Annotated in this window: 19 protein-coding genes; 12 read left to right on the top strand and 7 right to left on the bottom strand. The window is 61.3% G+C overall.

Annotated elements, in window-relative coordinates; translation table 11 throughout:
- Nucleotides 1-18 precede the first annotated feature (18 nt).
- The 6 genes from rpsK (at nt 19) to BLW36_RS16455 (ending at nt 5,545) form a co-directional block, all read left to right on the top strand.
- Nucleotides 19-408 carry a 30S ribosomal protein S11 gene (gene rpsK, locus BLW36_RS16480; protein ID WP_091391176.1) on the top strand — a complete coding sequence of 130 codons (390 nt, stop codon included), beginning with the start codon at nt 19-21 and terminating at the stop codon, nt 406-408.
- 15 nt (nt 409-423) lie between these two features.
- Nucleotides 424-1,044, top strand: coding sequence for a 30S ribosomal protein S4 (rpsD, locus tag BLW36_RS16475; protein WP_091391175.1), 621 nt, complete (start codon nt 424-426; stop codon nt 1,042-1,044).
- Nucleotides 1,045-1,088: 44 nt separating this feature from the next.
- Nucleotides 1,089-2,093 (top strand): DNA-directed RNA polymerase subunit alpha, encoded by a 1,005-nt coding sequence (locus tag BLW36_RS16470; RefSeq protein ID WP_091391174.1) that lies wholly within the window; start codon nt 1,089-1,091, stop codon nt 2,091-2,093.
- A 125-nt stretch (nt 2,094-2,218) separates the two neighbouring features.
- A complete protein-coding gene (rplQ, locus tag BLW36_RS16465) occupies nt 2,219-2,614 on the top strand; it encodes a 50S ribosomal protein L17 (protein ID WP_091391173.1) in 396 nt (131 codons plus the stop codon).
- Between the two features lie 79 nt (nt 2,615-2,693).
- A complete protein-coding gene (locus BLW36_RS16460; protein ID WP_091391172.1) occupies nt 2,694-2,942 on the top strand; it encodes a YeaC family protein in 249 nt (82 codons plus the stop codon).
- Nucleotides 2,943-3,385: 443 nt separating this feature from the next.
- Nucleotides 3,386-5,545 carry an acylase gene (locus tag BLW36_RS16455; RefSeq protein ID WP_244506305.1) on the top strand — a complete coding sequence of 720 codons (2,160 nt, stop codon included), beginning with the start codon at nt 3,386-3,388 and terminating at the stop codon, nt 5,543-5,545.
- A 95-nt stretch (nt 5,546-5,640) separates the two neighbouring features.
- On the opposite strand, the gene BLW36_RS16450 is transcribed toward BLW36_RS16455, so the two are convergent.
- The 5 genes from BLW36_RS16450 to uvrA form a co-directional block, all read right to left on the bottom strand.
- Nucleotides 5,641-6,573: a 5-oxoprolinase subunit C family protein gene (locus tag BLW36_RS16450; protein ID WP_091391171.1), complete on the bottom strand. Its 933-nt coding sequence runs from the start codon at nt 6,571-6,573 to the stop codon at nt 5,641-5,643.
- A 2-nt stretch (nt 6,574-6,575) separates the two neighbouring features.
- Nucleotides 6,576-7,304 (bottom strand): 5-oxoprolinase subunit PxpB, encoded by a 729-nt coding sequence (pxpB, locus tag BLW36_RS16445; protein WP_091391170.1) that lies wholly within the window; start codon nt 7,302-7,304, stop codon nt 6,576-6,578.
- On the bottom strand, nt 7,301-8,053 hold the full coding sequence (pxpA, locus tag BLW36_RS16440; RefSeq protein ID WP_091391169.1) for a 5-oxoprolinase subunit PxpA: 753 nt from the start codon (nt 8,051-8,053) through the stop codon (nt 7,301-7,303). Before pxpA ends, pxpB begins: the two co-directional genes overlap by 4 nt.
- The gene (locus tag BLW36_RS16435; RefSeq protein WP_091391168.1) at nt 8,054-9,280 is read right to left on the bottom strand and encodes an Nramp family divalent metal transporter; all 1,227 of its coding nucleotides are present in this window, start codon (nt 9,278-9,280) and stop codon (nt 8,054-8,056) included.
- 148 nt (nt 9,281-9,428) lie between these two features.
- The gene (gene uvrA / locus BLW36_RS16430; RefSeq protein WP_091391167.1) at nt 9,429-12,263 is read right to left on the bottom strand and encodes an excinuclease ABC subunit UvrA; all 2,835 of its coding nucleotides are present in this window, start codon (nt 12,261-12,263) and stop codon (nt 9,429-9,431) included.
- A 101-nt stretch (nt 12,264-12,364) separates the two neighbouring features.
- On the opposite strand from uvrA, the gene BLW36_RS16425 reads away from it, so the two are divergent.
- The 4 genes from BLW36_RS16425 to BLW36_RS16410 all read left to right on the top strand — a co-directional run bounded on the left by BLW36_RS16425 (nt 12,365) and on the right by BLW36_RS16410 (nt 16,616).
- Nucleotides 12,365-13,771 (top strand): mannose-1-phosphate guanylyltransferase/mannose-6-phosphate isomerase, encoded by a 1,407-nt coding sequence (locus BLW36_RS16425; protein ID WP_091391166.1) that lies wholly within the window; start codon nt 12,365-12,367, stop codon nt 13,769-13,771.
- A gap of 88 nt (nt 13,772-13,859) precedes the next feature.
- Nucleotides 13,860-15,035, top strand: a complete 1,176-nt coding sequence (locus BLW36_RS16420; RefSeq protein WP_091391165.1) for an MFS transporter — start codon at nt 13,860-13,862, stop codon at nt 15,033-15,035.
- A gap of 150 nt (nt 15,036-15,185) precedes the next feature.
- On the top strand, nt 15,186-15,758 hold the full coding sequence (gene ssb / locus BLW36_RS16415; protein ID WP_091391164.1) for a single-stranded DNA-binding protein: 573 nt from the start codon (nt 15,186-15,188) through the stop codon (nt 15,756-15,758).
- A 15-nt stretch (nt 15,759-15,773) separates the two neighbouring features.
- On the top strand, nt 15,774-16,616 hold the full coding sequence (locus tag BLW36_RS16410; RefSeq protein ID WP_091391163.1) for a sugar nucleotide-binding protein: 843 nt from the start codon (nt 15,774-15,776) through the stop codon (nt 16,614-16,616).
- 80 nt (nt 16,617-16,696) lie between these two features.
- On the opposite strand, the gene fabB is transcribed toward BLW36_RS16410, so the two are convergent.
- Nucleotides 16,697-17,920, bottom strand: a complete 1,224-nt coding sequence (fabB, locus tag BLW36_RS16405) for a beta-ketoacyl-ACP synthase I (RefSeq protein ID WP_091391162.1) — start codon at nt 17,918-17,920, stop codon at nt 16,697-16,699.
- 123 nt (nt 17,921-18,043) lie between these two features.
- A complete protein-coding gene (fabA, locus tag BLW36_RS16400; protein ID WP_091391200.1) occupies nt 18,044-18,568 on the bottom strand; it encodes a 3-hydroxyacyl-[acyl-carrier-protein] dehydratase FabA in 525 nt (174 codons plus the stop codon).
- A 292-nt stretch (nt 18,569-18,860) separates the two neighbouring features.
- Between fabA and galU the strand changes: the two genes are divergently transcribed.
- A complete protein-coding gene (gene galU, locus BLW36_RS16395) occupies nt 18,861-19,709 on the top strand; it encodes a UTP--glucose-1-phosphate uridylyltransferase GalU (RefSeq protein ID WP_091391161.1) in 849 nt (282 codons plus the stop codon).
- Complete coding sequence (locus BLW36_RS16390; protein ID WP_091391160.1) at nt 19,710-21,059, top strand: phosphohexomutase domain-containing protein; 1,350 nt, start codon at nt 19,710-19,712, stop codon at nt 21,057-21,059.
- The last annotated feature ends 144 nt before the right edge of the window (nt 21,060-21,203 follow it).

Below are 21,203 nucleotides of genomic sequence, written 5' to 3'. Positions count from 1 at the left end.
AGGATTTAGGATACTGGTATGGCTAAGCCAAAAACTACTGTTCGCAAAAAGGTCAAAAAGACCGTTGTCGACGGTATTGCCCACATCCACGCATCGTTCAACAACACGATCGTTACGATCACTGATCGTCAGGGTAATACCCTCAGCTGGGCCACCTCAGGTGGTTCCGGTTTCCGTGGCTCTCGTAAGAGCACGCCATTTGCAGCCCAGGTTGCCGCCGAGCGCGCAGGTACTGCCGCTCAGGAGTACGGCCTGAAAAACCTTGACGTAGAAGTGAAGGGCCCTGGCCCCGGCCGCGAATCTGCTGTTCGCGCGCTGAACAACTGCGGCTACAAGATCACCAACATCACCGACGTGACGCCGATCCCGCATAACGGTTGTCGTCCGCCCAAGAAACGTCGCGTGTAAGAGGGGGCTGACAAAATGGCACGTTATATTGGACCGAAATGTAAGCTTTCCCGTCGGGAAGGTACCGATCTGCAGCTGAAAAGCGGCGTACGTCCGCACGACTCCAAGTGTCGCGCGGAATCCAAGCCGGGTCAGCACGGCGCCGGCCGTGGCCGCCTGTCTGACTATGGCGTTCAGCTGCGTGAAAAGCAGAAAGTTCGCCGCATCTACGGCGTACTGGAAAAGCAGTTCCGCAACTACTATAAGGAAGCGGCGCGTCTGAAGGGCGCCACTGGTGAAAACCTGCTGCAACTGCTGGAGAAGCGCCTGGACAACGTGGTTTACCGCATGGGCTTTGGCTCTACCCGCGCTGAAGCGCGTCAGCTGGTTTCCCACAAGGCGATCCTTGTAAATGGCAGCACTGTAAACATCCCGTCTTACCAAGTGAAAGAAGGCGATGTCATCGCAGTGCGCGAAAAAGCCAAGAAGCAGCTGCGTATCCAGAATTCCGTTTCCCTCTCCGCCGCACGCGGCGATGTCGAGTGGGTAGACGTAAACGCGAGCAAGCTGGAAGGCACTTTCAAGCGCGTTCCGGATCGCGTGGATCTGCCGGCAGAGATCAACGAAAGCCTTATCGTGGAACTTTACTCCAAGTAAGACTTAGTCCACTTTAAGGAATCCAACTGTAAACAGGTATGGCTATGCAGACTGCTGTCAACGAGTTTTTGACACCTCGTCGTATTGACGTCACCGAGTACAACCCGAACCACGCTAAAGTGGTTCTGGAGCCCCTGGAGCGTGGTTTCGGCCACACTCTCGGCAATGCGCTGCGTCGCATCCTGCTGTCCTCCATGCCGGGCTGCGCCGTCACCGAAGTCGAGATCGACGGTGTTGAGCACGAGTACAGCGCGATTGAAGGTGTGCAGGAAGACGTAATTGAAATCCTGCTCAACCTGAAGGAAATCGCCGTGGTCATGCACGGCAAAGATCAGGCGGTACTGAGCCTGAGCAAGAAGGGCCCGGGTGCGGTGACCGCTGGAGATATCCAGGTCGATCACGATATCGAGATCGTGAATCCCGAACACGTGATCGCCAATATCACTGGCGACGTCGAACTCAGCCTGCGTCTGACAGTGGCGCGCGGCCGTGGCTACCAGCCTGCCGACGCCCGTCGTGACGAAGAGGAAGAGTCGCGCTCGATCGGCCGTCTGCAACTGGACGCTTCGTACAGCCCGGTTCGCCGTGTTTCCTACAGCGTAGAATCTGCGCGTGTAGAGCAGCGTACTGACCTGGACAAGCTGGTATTGGACCTGGAGACCAACGGTACTCTGGATCCGGAAGAGGCGATTCGTCGTGCCGCCACCATCCTGCAGCAGCAGCTGGCAGTGTTTGTGGATCTGGAAGGCGAGAAGGAGTCCCAGCCGAAGGCTGAGGAGCCGGAAGTTGATCCGGTGCTGTTGCGCCCGGTTGATGACCTGGAGTTGACCGTTCGTTCGGCCAACTGTCTGAAGGCAGAAAATATCTACTACATCGGTGATCTGATCCAGCGCACCGAAGTAGAGCTGCTGAAGACCCCGAACCTGGGCAAGAAGTCTCTGACCGAAATCAAGGATGTTCTGGCTTCTCGCGGTCTGTCCCTGGGCATGCGCCTCGAGAACTGGCCGCCGGCCAGCCTCAAGGGCGACAGCAAGCTGAGTCCCCTGTAAACAGTTTTGGTAGGCGCGGTCTGTGGCCGCGTAGTAGAAAGAACCCGAGCGGTGCCACGGCTTTGCGCGACACCGCTCCAGAACGACTTGCTGAGACAGCAGTTAACGTCGTAAGGAATTGAGTCATGCGTCATCGCTATAGTGGCCGTAAATTCAGCCGTACCAGCGCTCACCGCAAGGCCATGTTCAAGAACATGACCGCTTCTCTGGTGGAGCACGAACTGATCAAAACCACACTGCCGAAGGCCAAGGAGCTGCGTCGCGTTGCCGAGCCGCTGATTACCCTGGCCAAGAAAGACAGTGTTGCCAACCGTCGTCTGGCTTTCGCACGTATCCGTGATAAGGATGCAGTGAAGAAGCTGTTTGACGAGCTGGGTCCGCGTTACGAAGCGCGTCCTGGTGGTTACATTCGCATCCTGAAGTGCGGTTTCCGTGCCGGCGACAAGGCCCCGATGGCCTACGTTGAGCTGGTTGATCGCCCGCAGGTTGACGAAGATGCGGCAGAAGTCGCCGAAGCGTAAGCTGGCGATTACTGAGCGCTAAGGAAGGCCGGTCTGTGACCGGCCTTTTTTTTGAGCTTCTTTAGCGAGGTCATAACGGATGTCGTTCGAACAGCTACTGAACAACCTCAACCCGCAGATCATCGGCAGTCTCAAGCGCGCCATTGAGTTGGGCAAATGGCCGAACGGTGTCGCCCTGACTGACGAGCAGCGCAGTCTCTGTGGCGAAGCCGTCGCCAACTGGGAGAGACGCAACCTGCCGGCAGAGTCCCAGGTGGGCTACGTGCCGCCGAAGAAGACGCCCTGCGCCGACAAGACGGAAGACGAGCAGAAGCTCAACTGGGTCTAAGTAGTTTCCGGTGCGCCACGCGCACTCGCTCTATTCGCAGGTGTTCCACATTGCGGCGTTTGTCTCACCGTTTCATCCGGTCTGACCGTCGCCTTGAGTTGAATCTCTGCTTATATGATGCTCGTACTGATTCAGACACCAGCCTTCTGTCAATTGTCGAAATCTGCCCGATCAAATCCGGTGCTGTGTTCCGGGGCGCTCAGCGACAGATGGTTGCGCCGTTCGGGAGTGGCCCACGGCCGTGGCAGCCGGGGTTCGCATACAGGTTTGCATCTCACTGCTTTCTCCCCTCTCTTCCAAAATCCGCCGCAGTAGTGCGTGCCTCCGACACTAAATATGCTTTGATTCTTGCTGGCCAGATGTCCTCCGCGGACTTTACCGGGTGCAGTCGCTCGTGGACACTCGGATAAATAAGCACAATAAAGCCCAAAGAGCCTATGAGAATGATAAAGAGATTGTCTGCCGGCCTGGTGGCCGTGGGTTTACTGGCAGTGCTGGTTGGGTATCTGCACCTGCCGCCGGCTATCGAGGTCCAGCTCTCGGAACGGAATTATGTGGCCGAGGCGACGGATTTTAGTGTCGAGATATTGCGCGATAACTGGGGCGTGCCGCATATCTACGGCGAGACGGATGCCGACGCCGCCTTCGGCCTCGCCTATGCCCACGCTGAGGACGATTTTGCCACGATCCAGGACGTGATTCTCGCCACCCGTGGCCAGCTTGCCGCAGAAAAAGGCCCTGCGGCAGCCAAGACCGATTATCTGGTGCAGTGGATGGGCATATGGCCGGCGATTGCGAGCGGTTACCAGCAGCTGTCAGAAAAGGCCCGTGCGGTCGCCGAAGCTTATGCGGCCGGACTGAATCTGTACGCCGCGCATCACCCACAGCAAGTCTCTCGTTATCTGTTACCGGTCAGAGGAGAAGACCTCGTCGCTGGCTTTACCTTCAAGACACCGATGTTTTACGGCTTCGACAAGGTCCTCGGAGAGTTACTAGATAACGAAGCGCCCCACGAGGTTGCCAAGGCCGGTGACAGTCCCCTGGCCTGGCTACCCCGCCAGTCGCTCCCTGTCGGCAGCCAGGGAATCGCCGTGGCGCCGCACCGCTCCAGCGATGGTGCGACACGGTTGCTGGTGAATTCTCACCAGCCGCTCAGCGGACCGGTGGCCTGGTATGAGGCACGCGTTCATTCGCTTGAAGGCTGGAATATGGCTGGTGCAACTTTCCCCGGTGCACCGGTCATCATCCATGGTCACAACGAGCACCTAGGTTGGGCCAATACCGTCAACAAGCCCGATCTGGTCGATATCTACAAACTTGAGATCCATCCCGAAAACCCCGATCAGTACCTGCTCGACGGCGAATGGCATGCGTTGGAAAAGCGTCAGGCGACGATCACGGTCAAGCTGTGGGGGCCGCTACACTGGACCGTCAAGCGAGACGTCCTGATCGCCGAGCACGGCCCGGCCTTGCGAACCGAGCATGGTACTTATGCGGTGCGCTGGGCGGGCATGGGCGAGGTGCGTACGCTCGATTTTATGCTGGCGCTAAACAAGGCCACCAGCAAAGTAGAATTTGAGGCGGCCCTGAAAATGCAGGCCATGCCCAGTATTAATTACGTTTACGCCGATAGAGAAGGCAATATCGGGCACTACTACAATGCCATGTTCCCGCTGCGGGTTGATGGGTGGGATTGGCAAAAATATCTGCCCGGTGACCGGTCGGAATTGATCTGGCGCGACTACCTGGATTTCCAGTGGATGCCGAAAACCCTGAACCCCGACAGCGGTCTTGTCTACAACGCCAATAATCCGCCTTTTCAGGCTACAGATGGCGACGATGATGCTTGGGCGGAAGATTTCCCGCAGTCCATGGGCGTCGAAAGCGTGGTCACCAACCGTGCTTTGCAGATTGAGGCCCTCTACGGCGCACAGGAAGCGATTTCCCCGGAGGACTTCGTGCGCCTCAAGTACGACAACGCCTACCATCCGGATTCCTATCAGGTGCGCACCTTGCGCAGGTGGTTGGCCGCCGCCAAGCCCGCGGCGCTGCAGGATAGAAAATATCAGGCGGCCTTACAGCAGTTTTCGACGTGGGACCTCTCCACCGACCAACAAAATACTTCCGCTGCGCTGGCCGTCATGACGCTGGAACCGGTGCAGCGAGCCCGCCGTGCGCTGCCCGACTTCGATGAGATTGATCGGGCATTTAAGAGCGCCGTGGATCGCTTGCACGAATTCTATGGCAGCACGGCAGTGCCCTACGGCGAGATCAATCGTCATGTGCGCGGCGAGCATAGCTGGCCCTTGAATGGCGGTCCGGATACGTTGCGCGCGGTGTACGGCGGCCCCCTGAATGACAACGGCAAGTTCACGAACAAGGCCGGCGATAGCTTTATTATGCTGGTGGAATGGGATAGTGACGGTAGGGTATCTTCGCGGGCCGTGCACAATTTCGGCTCCGCAACGCTCGATGACAGGTCACCGCATTTTGCCGATCAGGCCGAGCTTTTTGTCCGGGAAGAATTGCGCGAGGTGTATTTCGAGCGCAAGGCACTGATCAACAACCTCTCGCGCCGTTACCGCCCCAATCGTCTTGATTGATCCGCTGGAACAGTAATGGGTGATTCAGGGAGAGAGGTGCAGATCGACTCGGTGCTGGCTCAACTTGATGGCGCGTTCATATTGCAGTTCCGCCTTCATGAATCGAGGTGCGCCCGTACCTTGTCGAGTAACTGAAATTTTCCCGCGAGCACTTCCCGCGCCTGTTCCAGAGTGACTTTTAGGAAGCTGACCCGGTCATTTGCCTTTAGCTGTCCGAGCGTATGCAGATCCGCACTGATGACATGCGCAATGCGCGGATAGCCGCCGATGGTCTGTCCTTCAACGAAGGAGATAATCGGCAGTCCATCCGGTGGAATCTGTATGGTGCCGGGGCAGAGCCCGGAGGAAACCTGCTGCGGTATTTGTTCTGTACTGAGCGTGTCACCGGTCAGGCGGACGCCCATGCGATTGCTCTGGGGTAGCACCTGGTAGGCCTGGCTATAGAAATTGCTTGCCGTCTCTTTGCCGAAGAGGTGCTCCTCGGCACCGGTGACGACCCGCAGTTGCGGGTGGCCGCTATATCTGAGCCGGAAGGCTGCCGGCAGGCGGCGTGTGACGGCGGTACGAAGCTCCGTAAACCCGATTGTGTCGCCTTTCTGGATGGCTCTGCCGTCCAGGCCGCCAAATCCGCCGAGCAGGTTGGTGCCGCAGCTGTCGAAAATTCTCGGCAGGTCCATTGTTCCCGAAAAGGCGATATAGGCCCGAGTGCCGCTAAGCAGCCGGCCGAAGGCTAAGGTATCCCCGCGTTTGACTTGCAGGACCTCATTACCTTCAACCTTCTCTTCATTCAGTGTCAGTTCGAATTCGGCACCGACAATCGCGATGGCTATATCGCACTGAAATTCTATCGCGGGGCCTGCAAGTGTGACCTCCAGTACCGGGGTGTCCGCAGGGTTGCCCAGCAACAGATTGGCCAGGCGCATCGCCATTGGGTCGGCGGCACCGCCCCGTGAGATGCCGTAGCGCATCAGGCCCGTGCGGCCGAGATCCTGAATGCTGGTCTGCATGCCGGCCTTGATAAAGTGCATGCTCACTGCGCTGGCTCCAGTGGTATCACCTCCAGCGTGTTCGGTTCTGACTGCTCGAACTGCTTCCTGTCGATGGGGTAGAACTCGACCCTGTCCAGCGGCTCTGCGACAAAGGGTAGTTGGCACTGTGGCCGGAATAACTGCAGCGGCGTGCGGCCGATAATCTGCCAGCCGCCCGGTGTGGCTTGCGGATAGATACCGGTCTGGCTGCCGCCAATCCCCACAGCGCCGGCGGGAACACTGACCGCGGGTGTCTCCTTGCGAGGGCAGTGCAAGGCCGGGTCCAATCCACCGAGGTACAAGAAACCGGGAGAGAAGCCCAGCATATGTACCAGGTAATGTGGGGCACAGTGTCTACTGATGATCTCCTCCGCAGACAGGCCGGTGTATTCGCTGACCCTCGGCATATCCGGTGCAAACTCCGCTTCATAGCAGACTGGTATGCGAATCAGGCGGGACGGTTTGGCCAGCTTTGGCTGTCCAGTTAGCAGCTTCTGCGCCAGTGCCTCTACATCACTGATCAGCTCGGCGCGGTCGCAACCCAGGGGGTCGAAACATATGGTCAGGCATTGGTAGGCCGGGATCAGATCCTGTATGCAGTTCCAGTCGCGCGCTTCGATTGCCTGCTCGAGTGCGATAATCCGTCGGCTGAGATCCTCGCTGGGTACAGCGTCAAAACGGATATCCAATGCACTGTCGCCATTGGCAGCAATCGTGAACGAAGGCTTCATGGGCGGACTTCCAGATGGTGCCGGTGGAAGTGCTCTAGTAGCTGCCTGGCAATGGTTGGCGCAATCGGGTTGTCCCCGTGCAGGCAGATGCTGTCGACAGAAAATTGTAGAGGTTCACCGGACACAGACTGAAAGACCCGCCCTTTGGCCAGGCACAGCGCCTGCTCCAGGCAGGGAGCCAATTCTGTAATTACCGAGTTATCCATCGAGCGAGGCGCGAGCTGGTGATCGTTGAGGTAGCGCCGGTCCATAAAGCCTTCGCGGATAAATGGATGGTTGTGCCGCTTGGCCGCGGCCTCCATTGCCGCATTGGCGAGCCCCATAATTTTCAGCTGGGGAAATTCTTCGATAATAAAATCAGTAATACTTTCGGCCAGCTCCGTGCTGCTCTCGGCGTCGTTGTAGAGAGCGCCGTGGAGCTTCACATGCTCCAGTCGCAAATCGGCGGCCCGGGCGACTCGCTGTAACCGGTTTATCTGTTCGGCGACGGCGTCGAGCAGCTGGCCAGTCTCCATCTGCAGTGTCCGGCGTCCAAAATGTTCCCGATCGGGGTAGCCGGGATGGGCGCCGATAGCGAGCTGGTTTTCCCGCGCGTTGGCGATCGATAGCTGCATGGTGTTCAGGTCGCCGGCGTGGCCGCCGCAGGCAATATTGCAGCGGGAAATATACGGCATTATCTGCGCGTCTTTCCGGCAGTCCGCGCTTGTCTTGCCCTCGCCGAGATCGCAATTGATATCTATCGTTTGCATTTATAACCAACCAAAAGCCGACATAAGGCTGCGGCCGCCAAGCAGCAGTGTTATCAACAGCACCAGCAGCCCGAGGAGATTCTGTAGCCGGGAGTTCCGGTACTCGCCCAGCCGCTGTGAATTCATTTCCCACAGCAGAAATCCGGTCACTACCGGCAGTAACAGACCATTGGCAATCTGTGCAAACCAGATGAGTTGTACTGGTTTCATGTCCAGGGTGGCGACCAGTGTGCCGATAACGAGGATGGCCAGCCAAACCAGGCGGAATCCGACCGACCTCATCTCTGCCTGCAAATTCAGTATACCGCTCAGTGCATAGGCTGCCGCGAGTGGCGCAGTCAGGGCCGAGGATATTCCCGCGGCGAAAAGGCCGATGCCCATAAAGTACTGCGCACTGCTGCCGAACAGCGGCTGCAAGGAGGCCGCTATATCTCCGGCTCCGGTCAGCGCGAACTGCCGACCAAAGAATGCGGAGGCGGCAGTGGAAACGATGGCAATGGAGATCAGTCCTCCCAGCGGGATGGAAATATAAATGTCTCTGCGCGCCTGCGGCAGACAGTCGGGCCGCTGCCACTTTTTAGCGGCGCTCGAACTGTGCAGAAACAGGTTGTAGGGCACGACCGTGGTGCCGATAAGAGCAACGACCGTCAGTGTCGCACCGGAGGGGATGGATGGGCGCAGCAATCCGTTAAACAGGGCAGACAGATCGGGTCTGGTAATTGCCAGTGTGGCCAGGAAGGCCAGGCTCATCAGTGCGACCAGTGACACCAGGGCGCCCTCTATCACCCGGTATTCGCCTCGCCACAACAGGGCGAACGCGATCGCCGCAATAACGAGTGGCCAGGGGTTGAACGGCAGGGCGGGCTTGCCGATGGCCGACGTCAGTGCATGCAACCCCATGCTGGCACCGGCGATATTGCCGCTCTGGTAAGCGGCGTTGCCGATCACGATCGCGCTGACCACCAGCAAGATGGCCAGCGCGCGGGCCAGTGGCTGGCGAAAGGTCTGGCGAATGTTTTCGCCGAGCCCCTGTCGGGTAACGACACCGAGACGCGCCGTCATTTCCTGCAAAATCATGCTCGCGATTATTGCGAACAGTAATGCCCACAACAGTGCGTAGCCGAAGCGGGCACCGGCGAGACTGGCGGTGACGACGGTGCCGGGGCCGATAAATGCGGCCGCCACCATGGTGGCCGGCCCTATATTCAGGTACTTGCCGATTCTCATTGTAGTTATTGTCGGTATTTGCGCTTGCGGTGAGGGGAGTTAATCACAGCGCTCGGTAAATACCAACGGCCACAGCGGCTGCCACTGTCGGCAGGTAGGTACAAAAAAGGCGAGCCAGAGGCTCGCCCGTTGTATTGTCGGAGCGCGTCTACGCCTTGTTGGCGGACAGCATCGGTTTCAGGAACCTGCCGGTGTGGGAGGCCTTGATCCTGGCGACCTGTTCCGGCGTGCCGGTGGCGATGATCTGTCCGCCGCCGGAGCCTCCCTCCGGTCCGAGATCCACGATCCAGTCGGCCGTCTTGATGACGTCCAGGTTGTGCTCAATCACGACGATGGTGTTGCCGTGGTCGCGCAGCCGGTGCAGCACATCGAGCAGCAGCTGGATATCGGCGAAGTGCAGGCCGGTGGTGGGTTCGTCGAGAATATACAGCGTCTTGCCGGTGTCGCGCTTGGACAGCTCGCGCGACAGCTTGACCCGTTGTGCCTCACCGCCGGACAGCGTCGTCGCCGCCTGGCCCAGCTTGATATACGACAAGCCCACATCCATCAGTGTCTGCAGTTTCTTGGCGATGGCCGGCACCGGGTCGAAAAACTCGCGCGCGTCCTCGACGGTCATCTCCAGCACTTCGTGGATATTCTTGCCCTTGTAATGCACTTCCAGGGTCTCGCGGTTATAGCGCTTGCCCTTGCAGGTGTCACAGGGGACATAGATATCCGGCAGGAAGTGCATCTCCACCTTGATCACCCCGTCGCCCTGACAGGCCTCACAGCGGCCGCCCTTGACGTTGAAACTGAAGCGGCCGGGTTTGTAACCGCGCGAGCGCGCCTCTTGGGTGCCGGCAAACAGCTCGCGGATCGGCGTGAAGATGCCGGTGTAAGTCGCGGGATTGGAGCGCGGCGTGCGGCCGATCGGGCTCTGGTCGATGTCGACGCACTTGTCGAAATGGTCCAGCCCGTGCACCGCCTTGTAGGGGGAGGCCTTCAGGGTGGTCGCCTTGTTCAGCGCCGTCGCCGCGAGCGGGTACAGGGTGGTGTTGATCAGCGTCGACTTGCCGGAACCGGAAACGCCGGTGACGCAGGTGAACAGGCCCACCGGAATTTCCAGGTCGACATTCTGCAGGTTGTTGCCGGTGGCCCCCTCGATGCGCAGGAGTTCGTCGCCGGCCGGATTGCGCGCCTCGGGTATCGCGATCTGCTTCTTGCCCGACAGATACTGGCCGGTTAGCGAGCGCTCGCAAGCGGCGATCTCGTCGTGGCTGCCGGCGGCGACCACCTCACCGCCGTGCACGCCGGCGCCCGGACCGATATCGACAATAAAGTCGGCGCTGCGGATCGCGTCTTCGTCGTGCTCGACCACGATCACCGTGTTGCCGATATCCCGTAGGTGGGTCAGGGTGGCGAGCAGCCGTTCGTTGTCGCGCTGGTGCAGGCCGATAGACGGCTCGTCGAGAATATACATGACGCCGACCAGGCCGGCGCCGATCTGGCTGGCGAGGCGGATACGCTGGGCTTCGCCGCCGGACAGGGTCTCCGCGCTGCGATTCAGGGTCAGGTAGTTCAGCCCCACATCCACCAGGAAGCGGAAGCGGTCGCGCAGCTCCTTGAGGATCTTGTCGGCGATTTCTTTCTGGGCGCCGGTAAACGTCAGCTGGTGGGCGAAATATTCAAAGGCGTCGCCCACCGGCAGTTCGGTGATCTGTGCCAGGGTGCGGTCGTCCACGAATACGTGGCGCGCCTCGCGGCGCAGGCGGGTGCCGTGGCAGTCGGGGCACTTCTGCGTGCTCAGGTACTTGGCCAGCTCCTCGCGCACCGACTGGGACTCGGTGTCCCGATACCGGCGCTGGAAGTTGGGAATGATGCCCTCAAAGGTATGCCGGCGGACGGTAACGTCACCGCGGTCGTTGACGTAGCTGAAGTCGATCACTTCGTCGCCGCTGCCGTGCAGTATCACCTCGCGATGTTTTTTCGCCAGCTTCTTCCACGGCTTGTCCAGGTCGAAACCGTAGTGCTCGGCCAGCGAGTCGAGCATGTGGTAGTAGTAGATGTTGCGCCTGTCCCAGCCACGGATAGCGCCTTCGGAGATGCTGCTGTCCGGATCGAGGATGACTTTTTCCTCGTCGAAGAACTGCTTGACGCCGAGGCCGTCGCAGCTCGGGCAGGCGCCGGCGGGGTTGTTGAACGAGAACAGGCGCGGTTCCAGCTCGTCCAGTGAGTAATCACATACCGGGCAGGCGTGGCGGGCGGAGAACAGGCGGTCTTCCTGCTTGCCCTCCATAAAGCTGATGGAGGCGATACCGTCGGTCAGGTTCAATGCCGTCTCGAAGGATTCCGCCAGGCGTAGCTGCAGGTCCTCGCGCACCTTGAAGCGGTCCACCACCACCTCGACGGTGTGTTTCTTGCGCTTGTCCAGTTTGGGGGTGTCGTCCAGGTCGCAGACGACGCCGTCGATGCGCGCACGCACGAAGCCGTCGCGGCGCAGCTGTTCGAACACGTGCAGGTGTTCGCCCTTGCGGTCGCGCACCACCGGCGCCAGCAGCATCAGCTTGGTACCCTCCGGCAGGGCCAGCACCTGGTCCACCATCTGGCTGACGGTCTGCGCCTGCAGCGGTTCGGCGTGGTCCGGGCAGCGCGGTTCGCCGACGCGGGCGAACAGCAGACGCAGGTAGTCGTATATCTCGGTGATGGTGCCGACTGTTGAGCGCGGGTTGTGGGACGTGGACTTCTGCTCGATCGAGATGGCCGGCGACAGCCCCTCCACGGTATCCACGTCCGGCTTCTCCATCATCGACAGGAACTGGCGCGCGTAGGTGGACAGGGATTCCACGTAGCGCCGCTGCCCCTCGGCGTAGAGGGTGTCGAACGCCAGCGAGGACTTGCCGGAACCGGACAGGCCGGTGATCACGATCAGCTTGTCGCGGGGAATATCCAGATCGATATTCTTCAGGTTGTGGGTGCGCGCACCCCTTACGTAAATCGTGTCCACGCTCTTCCTATACTTTGGCCGGGAAAACAGGCAAGTATAATCTCGCTGACTCATGTGCCAAAATTCGGCCCCGCAGAAATTTAACAACTAACCTTCGATCCATGATTCCAGTCATCCTGTGTGGTGGCACCGGCTCCCGTCTGTGGCCGCTGTCGCGCGAAGCCTACCCGAAACAGTTCCTGCCCCTGGCCGGCAGCGAGACGATGCTGCAGGCCACCGCGTTGCGCCTCGACGGGCTCGCGCAGCTGCAGGCGCCGATCCTGGTCTGTAACGAGGAGCACCGCTTTGCCGCCGCCGAGCAGCTGCAGGAGATAGGCCGGGCGGCCCAGTCGATCCTGCTGGAGCCCTGCGCGCGCAACACGGCGCCGGCGATCGCGCTGGCTGCCCTGGCGGCGCTGGAGGGTGGCGAAGACCCGCTGTTGCTGGTGCTGCCGGCCGACCACGCGGTTGCCGATGTGGCGGCCTTCCGGGCGGCCGTGACAAGGGCCGCCGACCTGGCGGCCCAGGGCAACCTGGTGACCTTTGGCATAGTGCCCACCCGCGCCGAGACCGGCTACGGCTACATCCGCCGCGGCGAGCAGCTGGAAGAGGGCAGCTGGAAGGTGGCGCAGTTTGTCGAGAAGCCGGACGCGGTTACCGCCGAGTCCTATCTGGCCAGCGGCGACTATTCCTGGAACAGCGGCATGTTCCTGTTCCGCGCGTCGCGCTATATCGAAGAGCTGGGCCATCACCGCGCGGATATTCTCGACGCTTGCCGCAACGCCTATGCCGGCGCGGCGCGAGACCTGGATTTCACCCGCATGGACGCCGACGCTTTCGCCGCCTGCGCCGACGAATCGGTGGATTACGCGGTCATGGAGAACACCGAGTCCGCCGCCGTGGTGCCGATGGATGCCGGCTGGAGCGACGTGGGCTCCTGGTCGGCGCTGTGGGAGCTGGCGGAGCGGGATGGCGACGACAACCTGCTGCACGGCGACGTGCTGGCTGAGGACAGCGAGGGCTGCCTGGTGCGGGCCGATAACCGCCTGGTGGGCCTGCTCGGGGTGCGCGACCTGGTGGTGGTGGACACCGACGACGCGGTGCTGATCGCGGACAAGCAGCGGGTACAGGAGGTCAAGAAGCTGGTGCAGCGGCTGAAGCACTCCGAGCGCAGCGAAGCCCAGCGCCACCGCAAGGTCTACCGCCCCTGGGGCTACTACGACTCCATCGATGCCGGGCCGCGCTTCCAGGTCAAGCGCATCGTCGTCAAGCCGGGCAAGCAGCTGTCCCTGCAGATGCATCACCACCGCGCCGAGCACTGGGTAGTGGTGCGCGGCACCGCCAAGGTGACCCGCGGTGACGAGGAACTGCTGGTCACCGAAAACCAATCCACCTACATCCCCCTGGGGGTGACCCACCGCCTGGAAAATCCGGGCACCATACCGCTGGAGCTTATCGAGGTGCAGTCCGGCAGCTACCTGGGCGAGGACGACATAATTCGCTTCGACGACGACTACGGGCGCAGCTGAGCCCGGGCGCGGATGGCGCTCGGCCCTACAGCTCGACTGCCGACCGCTGTACAATGCGCGCCCTGTTTAACGCTGTCCCAGGATGTGCATGAATTCCACTGAGCGCCGCGCCCTCACGGGCCTGGCTTCCCTGTATGTATTTCGCATGCTCGGCCTGTTTATGGTGCTGCCGGTCCTGTCGGTATACGGCACCGACTATCGCGGCAGCACCCCGGCGCTGCTGGGGCTGGCGCTGGGAGCCTATGGCCTGAGCCAGGCGCTGCTGCAGATCCCGCTCGGCATGCTGTCGGATCGCTGGGGGCGCAAACCGGTGATCTACGCGGGGCTCGCGGTGTTCGCCCTGGGCAGCCTGGTGGCGGCGCAGACCGACTCCGTCTACGGGCTGATCGTCGGCCGTGTACTGCAGGGCTGCGGCGCCATCGCCGCGGCGACCATGGCGCTGGTGGCGGATCTGACCCGCACCGAGAAGCGCGGTATCGCCATGGCGATCATCGGCGCCGCCATTGGCGTGGCCTTTATGCTGGCGGTGATGCTGGGGCCGCTGCTGGCAGGCATCGGCGGCCTGTCGGCCATTTTCTGGCTGACCATGGTACTGGCCTTGCTGGGCATGGTGCTGGTCTGGCGCCTGGTGCCGACGCCGCAGGCAGATGCCAGCTCGGCGGTCTATCGCGGTGGGTTTCGCGCGCTGCTGCGCAGCGGGGAGACCTGGCAGCTGGTCAGTGGTGTGTTCTTTTCACACCTGCTGCTGACGGCATTGTTCGTCCCGCTGCCGCTGGCAGTGGTGGCGAAGCTCGGCCTGCCCGCGGAGCAGCACTGGAAACTGTACGGTCCGCTGATGCTCGGTACCTTCCTGGTGATGCTGCCACTGATGCGCATCGCCGAGCGCAGCGGGCGGGTGCCGCTGGCGATGGGGCTGGCACTGATCGGTCTCGCCGCCGGCAGTGTCACGCTGCTGCCCGTCGGCAGCGGCTTCGCACTGGTGGCATTGCTGGCGGTATTCTTTGTCGCCTTCAACCTGCTCGAGGCGTTGCTGCCGGCGCAGCTGACCCGCACCGCGCCGGCAGAGGCCCGCGGTGCCGCCACCGGGCTCTATGCGACCCTGCAGTTCCTCGGCGCCTTCTTCGGCGGCAGTCTGGGCGGCTACCTGTTCGGCCTCGCTGGCGCCGGCGGAGTGGCGGCACTGGGGTTTGCCGTGGTGCTGCTGTGGGCGCTGCTGTGGTGGTTGCTGCGCGCGCGTGGCCTGGAGGCGGGAAGCGCTTACTAACCGGCGGCGTCTGTTGTATGCTGCTGGATAAAAATACACCGGTTGCCGCTTGGTGGCCGTCGCGCAGAAACTGCGCGTGAATGCATGTAGAAATTCAACCTTTGAACGATTATTGCCCCGGGTGCGACCCGGGCGGAAGAGGAGAGGGCCATGGCCAGGGGTATCAATAAAGTAATTCTGATCGGTAATCTGGGCAACGACCCGGATACCAAATATATGCCCAGCGGCGGCGCCGTGACCAATGTCAGCCTGGCGACCAGCGAGACCTGGAAGGACAAGCAGACCGGCCAGCAGCAGGAGCGCACCGAGTGGCACCGCGTGGTGTTCTTCAACCGCCTGGCGGAGATCGCCGGCGAGTACCTGCGCAAGGGCTCCAAGGTTTATATCGAGGGTTCACTGCGCACCCGCAAGTGGCAGGACAAGAACACCGGCCAGGACCGCTACACCACTGAAATCGTCGCCAGCGAGATGCAGATGCTCGACGGCCGCGGCGAACAGGGTGGTGGCTTTGGCCAGGGTATGGGCGGCCAGGGCGGTTACGACCAGCAGCAGGGTGGCGGCTTCCAGGGCGGGTACCAGCAGCAGGGCGGCGGCCAGCAGGCGGATCCCTACGCCCAGGGGCGCACCGCGCCGTCCCCGATGGCGCCGTCCAACAAGCAGGCGTCTAACCAGGCTCCGGCCGGCGGTTTCGACAACAGCTTCGACGACGACATTCCCTTTTAAGGCCCCGCGCAACCCGTGGCAGAGCTTCACACCGGTTACCGGCCGGATTCGGTTGCGGTCGTAGGCGCCGGCAATGAGATCGACGGCGCGCTGCAGAAACGTCTGCAGCGCGCCGGCTTTCGCGTCCAGTTGCTGGCGGCGGACGAGCTGGAGCAACTGCGTCCCCGTTCGATAGTGATCAATGTGTCGGCCTGTGCTGGCGGCCAGCAGATGCCGGAGGCGCTGCGGGTATGCGAGCTGCTGGCCCAAAAGAAGTGCAGCTACCTGCTGCATCTCTCCTCCTATCAGGTGTTCCCCGGCGGCGCGCGCAAGCGCTACGACGAAGACGAGGTTCCCGCTCCCGTTTCGGACGCCGGGCGCAACTGGCTGGCCTGCGAGGACGCACTGGCGGCGCACGACAACCTCACGGTACTGCGCTTCGGCTGGATGGTGGATCGCAATGACGACGCCCTGTTGGGGCGTATACTGCGCGGTCTGGTGGCGCGACAGCCCATTGCACTGGACGACCAGAGCCGGGGTAGTCCGGTGACCGTCATGGATATGGCCCGGGTGACGGTGGCAGTGGCTCAGCAACTGGCCAGCGGTGCGCCGGCATCCGGTGTCTATCACTATGGCGCCGCCGACAGCTGTACCGCGATGGAGTTCGCCCGCGAAGTGGTGGAACGGGCCGAGTCTTTCTACGATGAGGACTTTTCGCCGGAGTTGCATGCGCTGTCCGATGCCGACGGGCACAGCGTGGTGCTGGCCTGCGGCAAGCTGCGTGATGTGTTTGGCATACAGCAGCGCAGCTGGCGCCAGGGACTGACCCGGCAGGTGGAGCTGTGGCTGGAGCGTCTGGAGGCGGGCTCCGCAGGCTAGGCGACAGTTGGAGCAACTGCTGCAGGCAAAAAAGGGCGATCCATGGATCGCCCTTTTTTATTGTTGCCGCCGGCTGCCGATCAGACTTTATCGAAGACCAGACAGGCGTTGGTGCCGCCGAAGCCGAAGCTGTTGGACATGGCGCGCTTGATCTCCTGCTCGCGCAGTTCGGTCACCAGGTCCATGCCCTCTGCCGCTTCATCGCGGTTGTCCACATTGGCGGAGGCGGCGATAAAGTCATTCTGCATCATCAGCAGGCAGTAGATCGCCTCCTGCACGCCGGCTGCGCCAAGAGAGTGGCCGGTGAGTGACTTGGTGGAGGCAAACGCCGGCACCTGGTCGCCGAAGACTTCGCGCATGGCGCGCAGCTCCGCGACATCGCCCACCGGGGTGGAGGTGCCGTGGGTGTTGATATAGTCGATCTTGCCTTCGAGGCCCTTGCCGTCCATACCTGCCAGCGCCTGCTGCATGCAGCGCACCGCGCCCTCGCCGCTCGGGGCCACCATGTCGTAGCCGTCAGAGGTGGCGCCATAGCCGGTCAGTTCGGCGTAGATGGTGGCGCCGCGGGCCTTGGCGTGTTCCATTTCCTCCAGTACCAGGCAGCCGCCGCCGCCGGCAATGACGAAACCGTCGCGGTCGGCGTCGTAGGGGCGTGAAGCGCGGGTCGGCTCGTCGTTGTATTTGGTCGACAGGGCGCCCATGGCGTCGAACAGGTGCGTCAGGCTCCAGGCCAGCTCCTCGCCACCGCCGGCGAAGACGATATCCTGCTTGCCCAGCTGGATCTGTTCGGCGCCGTTGCCGATACAGTGGGCGCTGGTGGCGCAGGCAGAAGAGATGCTGTAATTGACACCTTTGATCTTGAACGGCGTGGCCAGACAGGCGGACACGGTGCTACCCATTACCTGCGGCACCCGATAGGCGCCGACACGGCGGACACCTTTTTCCTTCAGGGTCTGTGCGGCTTCGATGATCTCGCGGGTGGAAGTACCGCCTGAGCCCATCACGATACCGGTGCGCGGATTGGAGATGTCGCTCTCCTCCAGGCCGGACATCTTGATCGCCTCCTGCATGGCGATGTAGGCGTAGGCGGCGGAGTCGCCCATGAAACGCAGCACTTTGCGGTCGATATGCTCCTTGAAGTCGATATCCACCGGGCAGGCGACGTTGCTGCGCAGGCCCAGCTCGCGATATTCCTCCATAAAACGGATACCGCTGCGGCCCGCCTTCAGGGAGGCGGTCACCTCTTCGGTGTTGGTGCCGATGCAGGATGTGATACCCATTCCGGTAATAGCAACCCGGCGCATAGTGATCTCCAATAAAGCTTTACGACAGTGTAATTAGTTATTTTTGTCAGGATAGGTTCGCAGAGGACTTCTCCGGCCGGAACTGCCGGCCGGACCTCCCCGGCGGGACCTGCCCGGCCAGACTTAAAAATTGTCCGTACGGGTGAACAGACCCACGCGCAGGTCTTTTGCGGTGTAGATTTCGCGGCCGTCTACAGACACGGAACCGTCACCGATACCCATCACCAGCTTGCGCTCTACGAGTCGGCTCATCTGGATATGGTAGGTAACCTTCTTGGCAGTCGGAAGGATCTGGCCGGTGAACTTCACTTCGCCACAGCCCAGGGCGCGACCACGGCCGGGATTGCCTTTCCAGGCCAGGAAATAGCCGAGCAGCTGCCACATGGCGTCCAGGCCCAGGCAGCCGGGCATTACCGGGTCGCCGGGGAAGTGGCACTCGAAGAACCACAGGTCGGGGTGGATATCGAGCTCTGCAATCAGTTCGCCCTTGCCATAGGCGCCGCCGTCCTTGGATACATGGGTGATGCGGTCCAGCATCAACATGTTGGGTGCGGGCAGCTGGGCGTTGCCCGGGCCGAACATTTCGCCGCGGGAGCAGGCCAGGAGCTCTTCTTTGCTGTAGCTGCTTTTTTGAACAAAGTTACTCATTTGGTCCCCGTTGTTGGGTGTTTGCGCCATAAAGAGTGAGCGCTTTTGCAAGAGCGGGCATTCTAAGGTCTGAGAATAGCTTGTCCAGTCGGTCAGAACTGTTTTTGTGACTGGTACGGAGATTGCTGACAAGAATCTGTAGCCGGCTCCGCCCAGGCTGGGCCAAGCGGCGGCGCCTGCAGGCAGTAATAAGCTGTAAGTGAACGCTGTCACCAATTTGTGATAAGTTGCCCCGTCTGGCGCCTCCGGGGGGAGAGAGCTGCACTGTAAAGAAGAATTGTTGGGGACAAGAATGCTGAAAAAATGTCTATTCCCGGTTGCCGGCTACGGCACCCGCTTCCTGCCGGCCACCAAGGCCATGCCCAAGGAGATGTTACCTCTGGTCAACAAGCCGCTGGTGCAATACGGGGTCGAGGAGGCTATCGAGGCCGGCCTGTCGGAGATCGGCTTTGTGACCGGTCGCGGTAAGCGCGCTATCGAGGATCACTTTGACACCAATTTCGAGCTGGAGCACCAGATTTCCGGCACCGGCAAGGAAAAATACCTGGACAGCGTGCGCCAGGTGATCGATAGCGCCAGTTTCTCCTACACCCGCCAGGGCGAAATGCGCGGTCTCGGCGACGCCATTCTGCAGGGGCAGCGACTGGTGGGCGACGAGCCTTTCGCCGTGGTGCTGGCCGATGACCTGTGCCTGAACGAAGACATCGGCGTGCTCGGCCAGATGGTGCAGCTGTACAAGCAGTTCCGCTGCAGCATCGTCGCGGTGGAGGAAGTGCCGAAGGAGCAGATTCACAAGTTCGGCGTGATCGCCGGCAATGAGATCAAGCCGGGCCTGTACCAGGTGACCGATATGGTGGAGAAACCGGCCGCGGAAGATGCGCCCAGCAATATGGCCATCATCGGCCGCTATATCCTCACCCCGGATATCTTCGACCTGATTCGCGAGACGCCGCCGGGCAAGAATGGCGAGGTGCAGATCACCGACGCGCTGCTCGCTCAGGCCCAGCGCGGTTGCGTGCTGGCCTACCGCTTCAAGGGGCGCCGCTTCGACTGCGGTTCCGTCGACGGCTTTATCGAGGCCACCAACTTTGTATACGAGAATGTCTACCTGCCCGAGCAGGCGGCACTGGAGAAGAAGTGAATGACCGAGCTGACCTGTTTCAAGGCCTATGACCTGCGTGGCCGCGTACCCGATGAGTTGAATACCGATGTCGCCTACCGCGTGGGCCGTGCCTTCGCCCAGTTCCTGGGCGCGCGTCGCGTCGTCGTGGGGCACGATATCCGCCTGACCAGCGGTGAGCTGACCGACGCCCTGGTCAACGGTCTGCGCGATGCCGGCGCCGATGTGTTCCATATCGGAGAGTGCGGCACCGAAGAAGTCTACTTCGCCACTTTCCACGGGGACTTCGACGGCGGTATCTGTGTGACCGCCAGTCACAACCCGATGGACTACAACGGCATGAAGTTCGTGCGCGCCGGCAGCCGTCCGATCAGCGGCGACACCGGCCTGCTGGATATCAAGCGTCTGGCCGAGGAAAACAACTTCGGCCCGGTGGAGAAGCGCGGCGAGCTTGAGCGTTACGAGCACCGTGACGACTTCGTGCAACACCTGCTCGGCTATGTGGATACCGCGGCCCTGAAGCCGCTGAAGCTGGTGGTCAATGCCGGCAATGGTGGCGCCGGCGCGGTCGTGGACGCCCTGGCGCCGCACCTGCCGTTCGAGTTTGTGCGCGTGCACCACGAGGCGGATGGCAGCTTCCCCAACGGTATCCCCAATCCGATCCTGCCGGAGAACCGCAGCGCCACTGCCGAGGCAGTGAAAACCAGCGATGCCGATTTCGGTATCGCCTGGGACGGCGACTTCGACCGCTGTTTCTTCTTCGACGAGAGCGGCGAGTTTATCGAGGGCTACTATGTTGTCGGCCTGCTGGCGGAGGCCTTCCTGCTCAAGCAGTCCGGCGCGAAAATCGTCCACGATCCCCGCCTGACCTGGAATACCGAGGATATCGTCCGCGCCGCCGGCGGCGAGCCGGTGCAGAGCAAGACCGGTCACGCCTTCATCAAGGAGCGCATGCGCAAAGAAGACGCCATCTACGGCGGCGAGATGAGCGCACACCACTATTTCCGCGACTTCGCCTACTGCGACAGTGGCATGATTCCGTGGTTGCTGGTGGCCGAGCTGGTCAGCCGCAGCGGCAAATCGCTGTCGCAACTGGTGGGCGAGCGCATGGCCGCCTTCCCGTGTTCCGGAGAGATCAACTCCAAGGTCGAAGATCCGGCGGCACTGCTGAAGGCGGCGGAAGAGAAGTACGCTACAGGCGCAGAGAGTGTCGAGCATGTGGACGGTCTCAGCGTCGCGTTTGCCGACTGGCGCTTCAACCTGCGCATGTCCAATACCGAGCCGGTGGTGCGCCTGAACGTCGAGTCCCGCGGGGACAAGGCGTTGATGCAGGAAAAGACGGAAGAGCTGCTGAAGTTGATTCGCGGCTGATCCGGCCGGCACCGCAGCTGAGTTTGTAGGGGCGAACCTTGTGTTCGCCCTTTTTTGTTCACCGTTTCGTAGGCATTTTGGGGTGGCGCCCCCGGCATCAGGGCCTTCGCATAACGTTAATCGCACTTGAAGAACTTGCGAGTT

Origin of the sequence: Microbulbifer marinus, assembly GCF_900107725.1 — a bacterium.
Taxonomy (GTDB): Bacteria; Pseudomonadota; Gammaproteobacteria; order Pseudomonadales; family Cellvibrionaceae; genus Microbulbifer; species Microbulbifer marinus.
The sequence above is the reverse complement of the archived record's forward strand: the minus strand, read 5'-3'. Positions and strand labels throughout refer to the sequence as shown.

Coding starts and splice junctions, on each gene's coding strand:
- rpsK (WP_091391176.1), top strand. CDS start 19: ATGGCTAAGCCAAAAACTACTGTTCGCAAAAAGGTCAAAAAGACCGTT.
- rpsD (WP_091391175.1), top strand. CDS start 424: ATGGCACGTTATATTGGACCGAAATGTAAGCTTTCCCGTCGGGAAGGT.
- BLW36_RS16470 (WP_091391174.1), top strand. CDS start 1,089: ATGCAGACTGCTGTCAACGAGTTTTTGACACCTCGTCGTATTGACGTC.
- rplQ (WP_091391173.1), top strand. CDS start 2,219: ATGCGTCATCGCTATAGTGGCCGTAAATTCAGCCGTACCAGCGCTCAC.
- BLW36_RS16460 (WP_091391172.1), top strand. CDS start 2,694: ATGTCGTTCGAACAGCTACTGAACAACCTCAACCCGCAGATCATCGGC.
- BLW36_RS16455 (WP_244506305.1), top strand. CDS start 3,386: ATGATAAAGAGATTGTCTGCCGGCCTGGTGGCCGTGGGTTTACTGGCA.
- BLW36_RS16450 (WP_091391171.1), bottom strand. CDS start 6,573: ATGCACTTTATCAAGGCCGGCATGCAGACCAGCATTCAGGATCTCGGC.
- pxpB (WP_091391170.1), bottom strand. CDS start 7,304: ATGAAGCCTTCGTTCACGATTGCTGCCAATGGCGACAGTGCATTGGAT.
- pxpA (WP_091391169.1), bottom strand. CDS start 8,053: ATGCAAACGATAGATATCAATTGCGATCTCGGCGAGGGCAAGACAAGC.
- BLW36_RS16435 (WP_091391168.1), bottom strand. CDS start 9,280: ATGAGAATCGGCAAGTACCTGAATATAGGGCCGGCCACCATGGTGGCG.
- BLW36_RS16425 (WP_091391166.1), top strand. CDS start 12,365: ATGATTCCAGTCATCCTGTGTGGTGGCACCGGCTCCCGTCTGTGGCCG.
- BLW36_RS16420 (WP_091391165.1), top strand. CDS start 13,860: ATGAATTCCACTGAGCGCCGCGCCCTCACGGGCCTGGCTTCCCTGTAT.
- ssb (WP_091391164.1), top strand. CDS start 15,186: ATGGCCAGGGGTATCAATAAAGTAATTCTGATCGGTAATCTGGGCAAC.
- fabB (WP_091391162.1), bottom strand. CDS start 17,920: ATGCGCCGGGTTGCTATTACCGGAATGGGTATCACATCCTGCATCGGC.
- fabA (WP_091391200.1), bottom strand. CDS start 18,568: ATGAGTAACTTTGTTCAAAAAAGCAGCTACAGCAAAGAAGAGCTCCTG.
- galU (WP_091391161.1), top strand. CDS start 18,861: ATGCTGAAAAAATGTCTATTCCCGGTTGCCGGCTACGGCACCCGCTTC.
- BLW36_RS16390 (WP_091391160.1), top strand. CDS start 19,710: ATGACCGAGCTGACCTGTTTCAAGGCCTATGACCTGCGTGGCCGCGTA.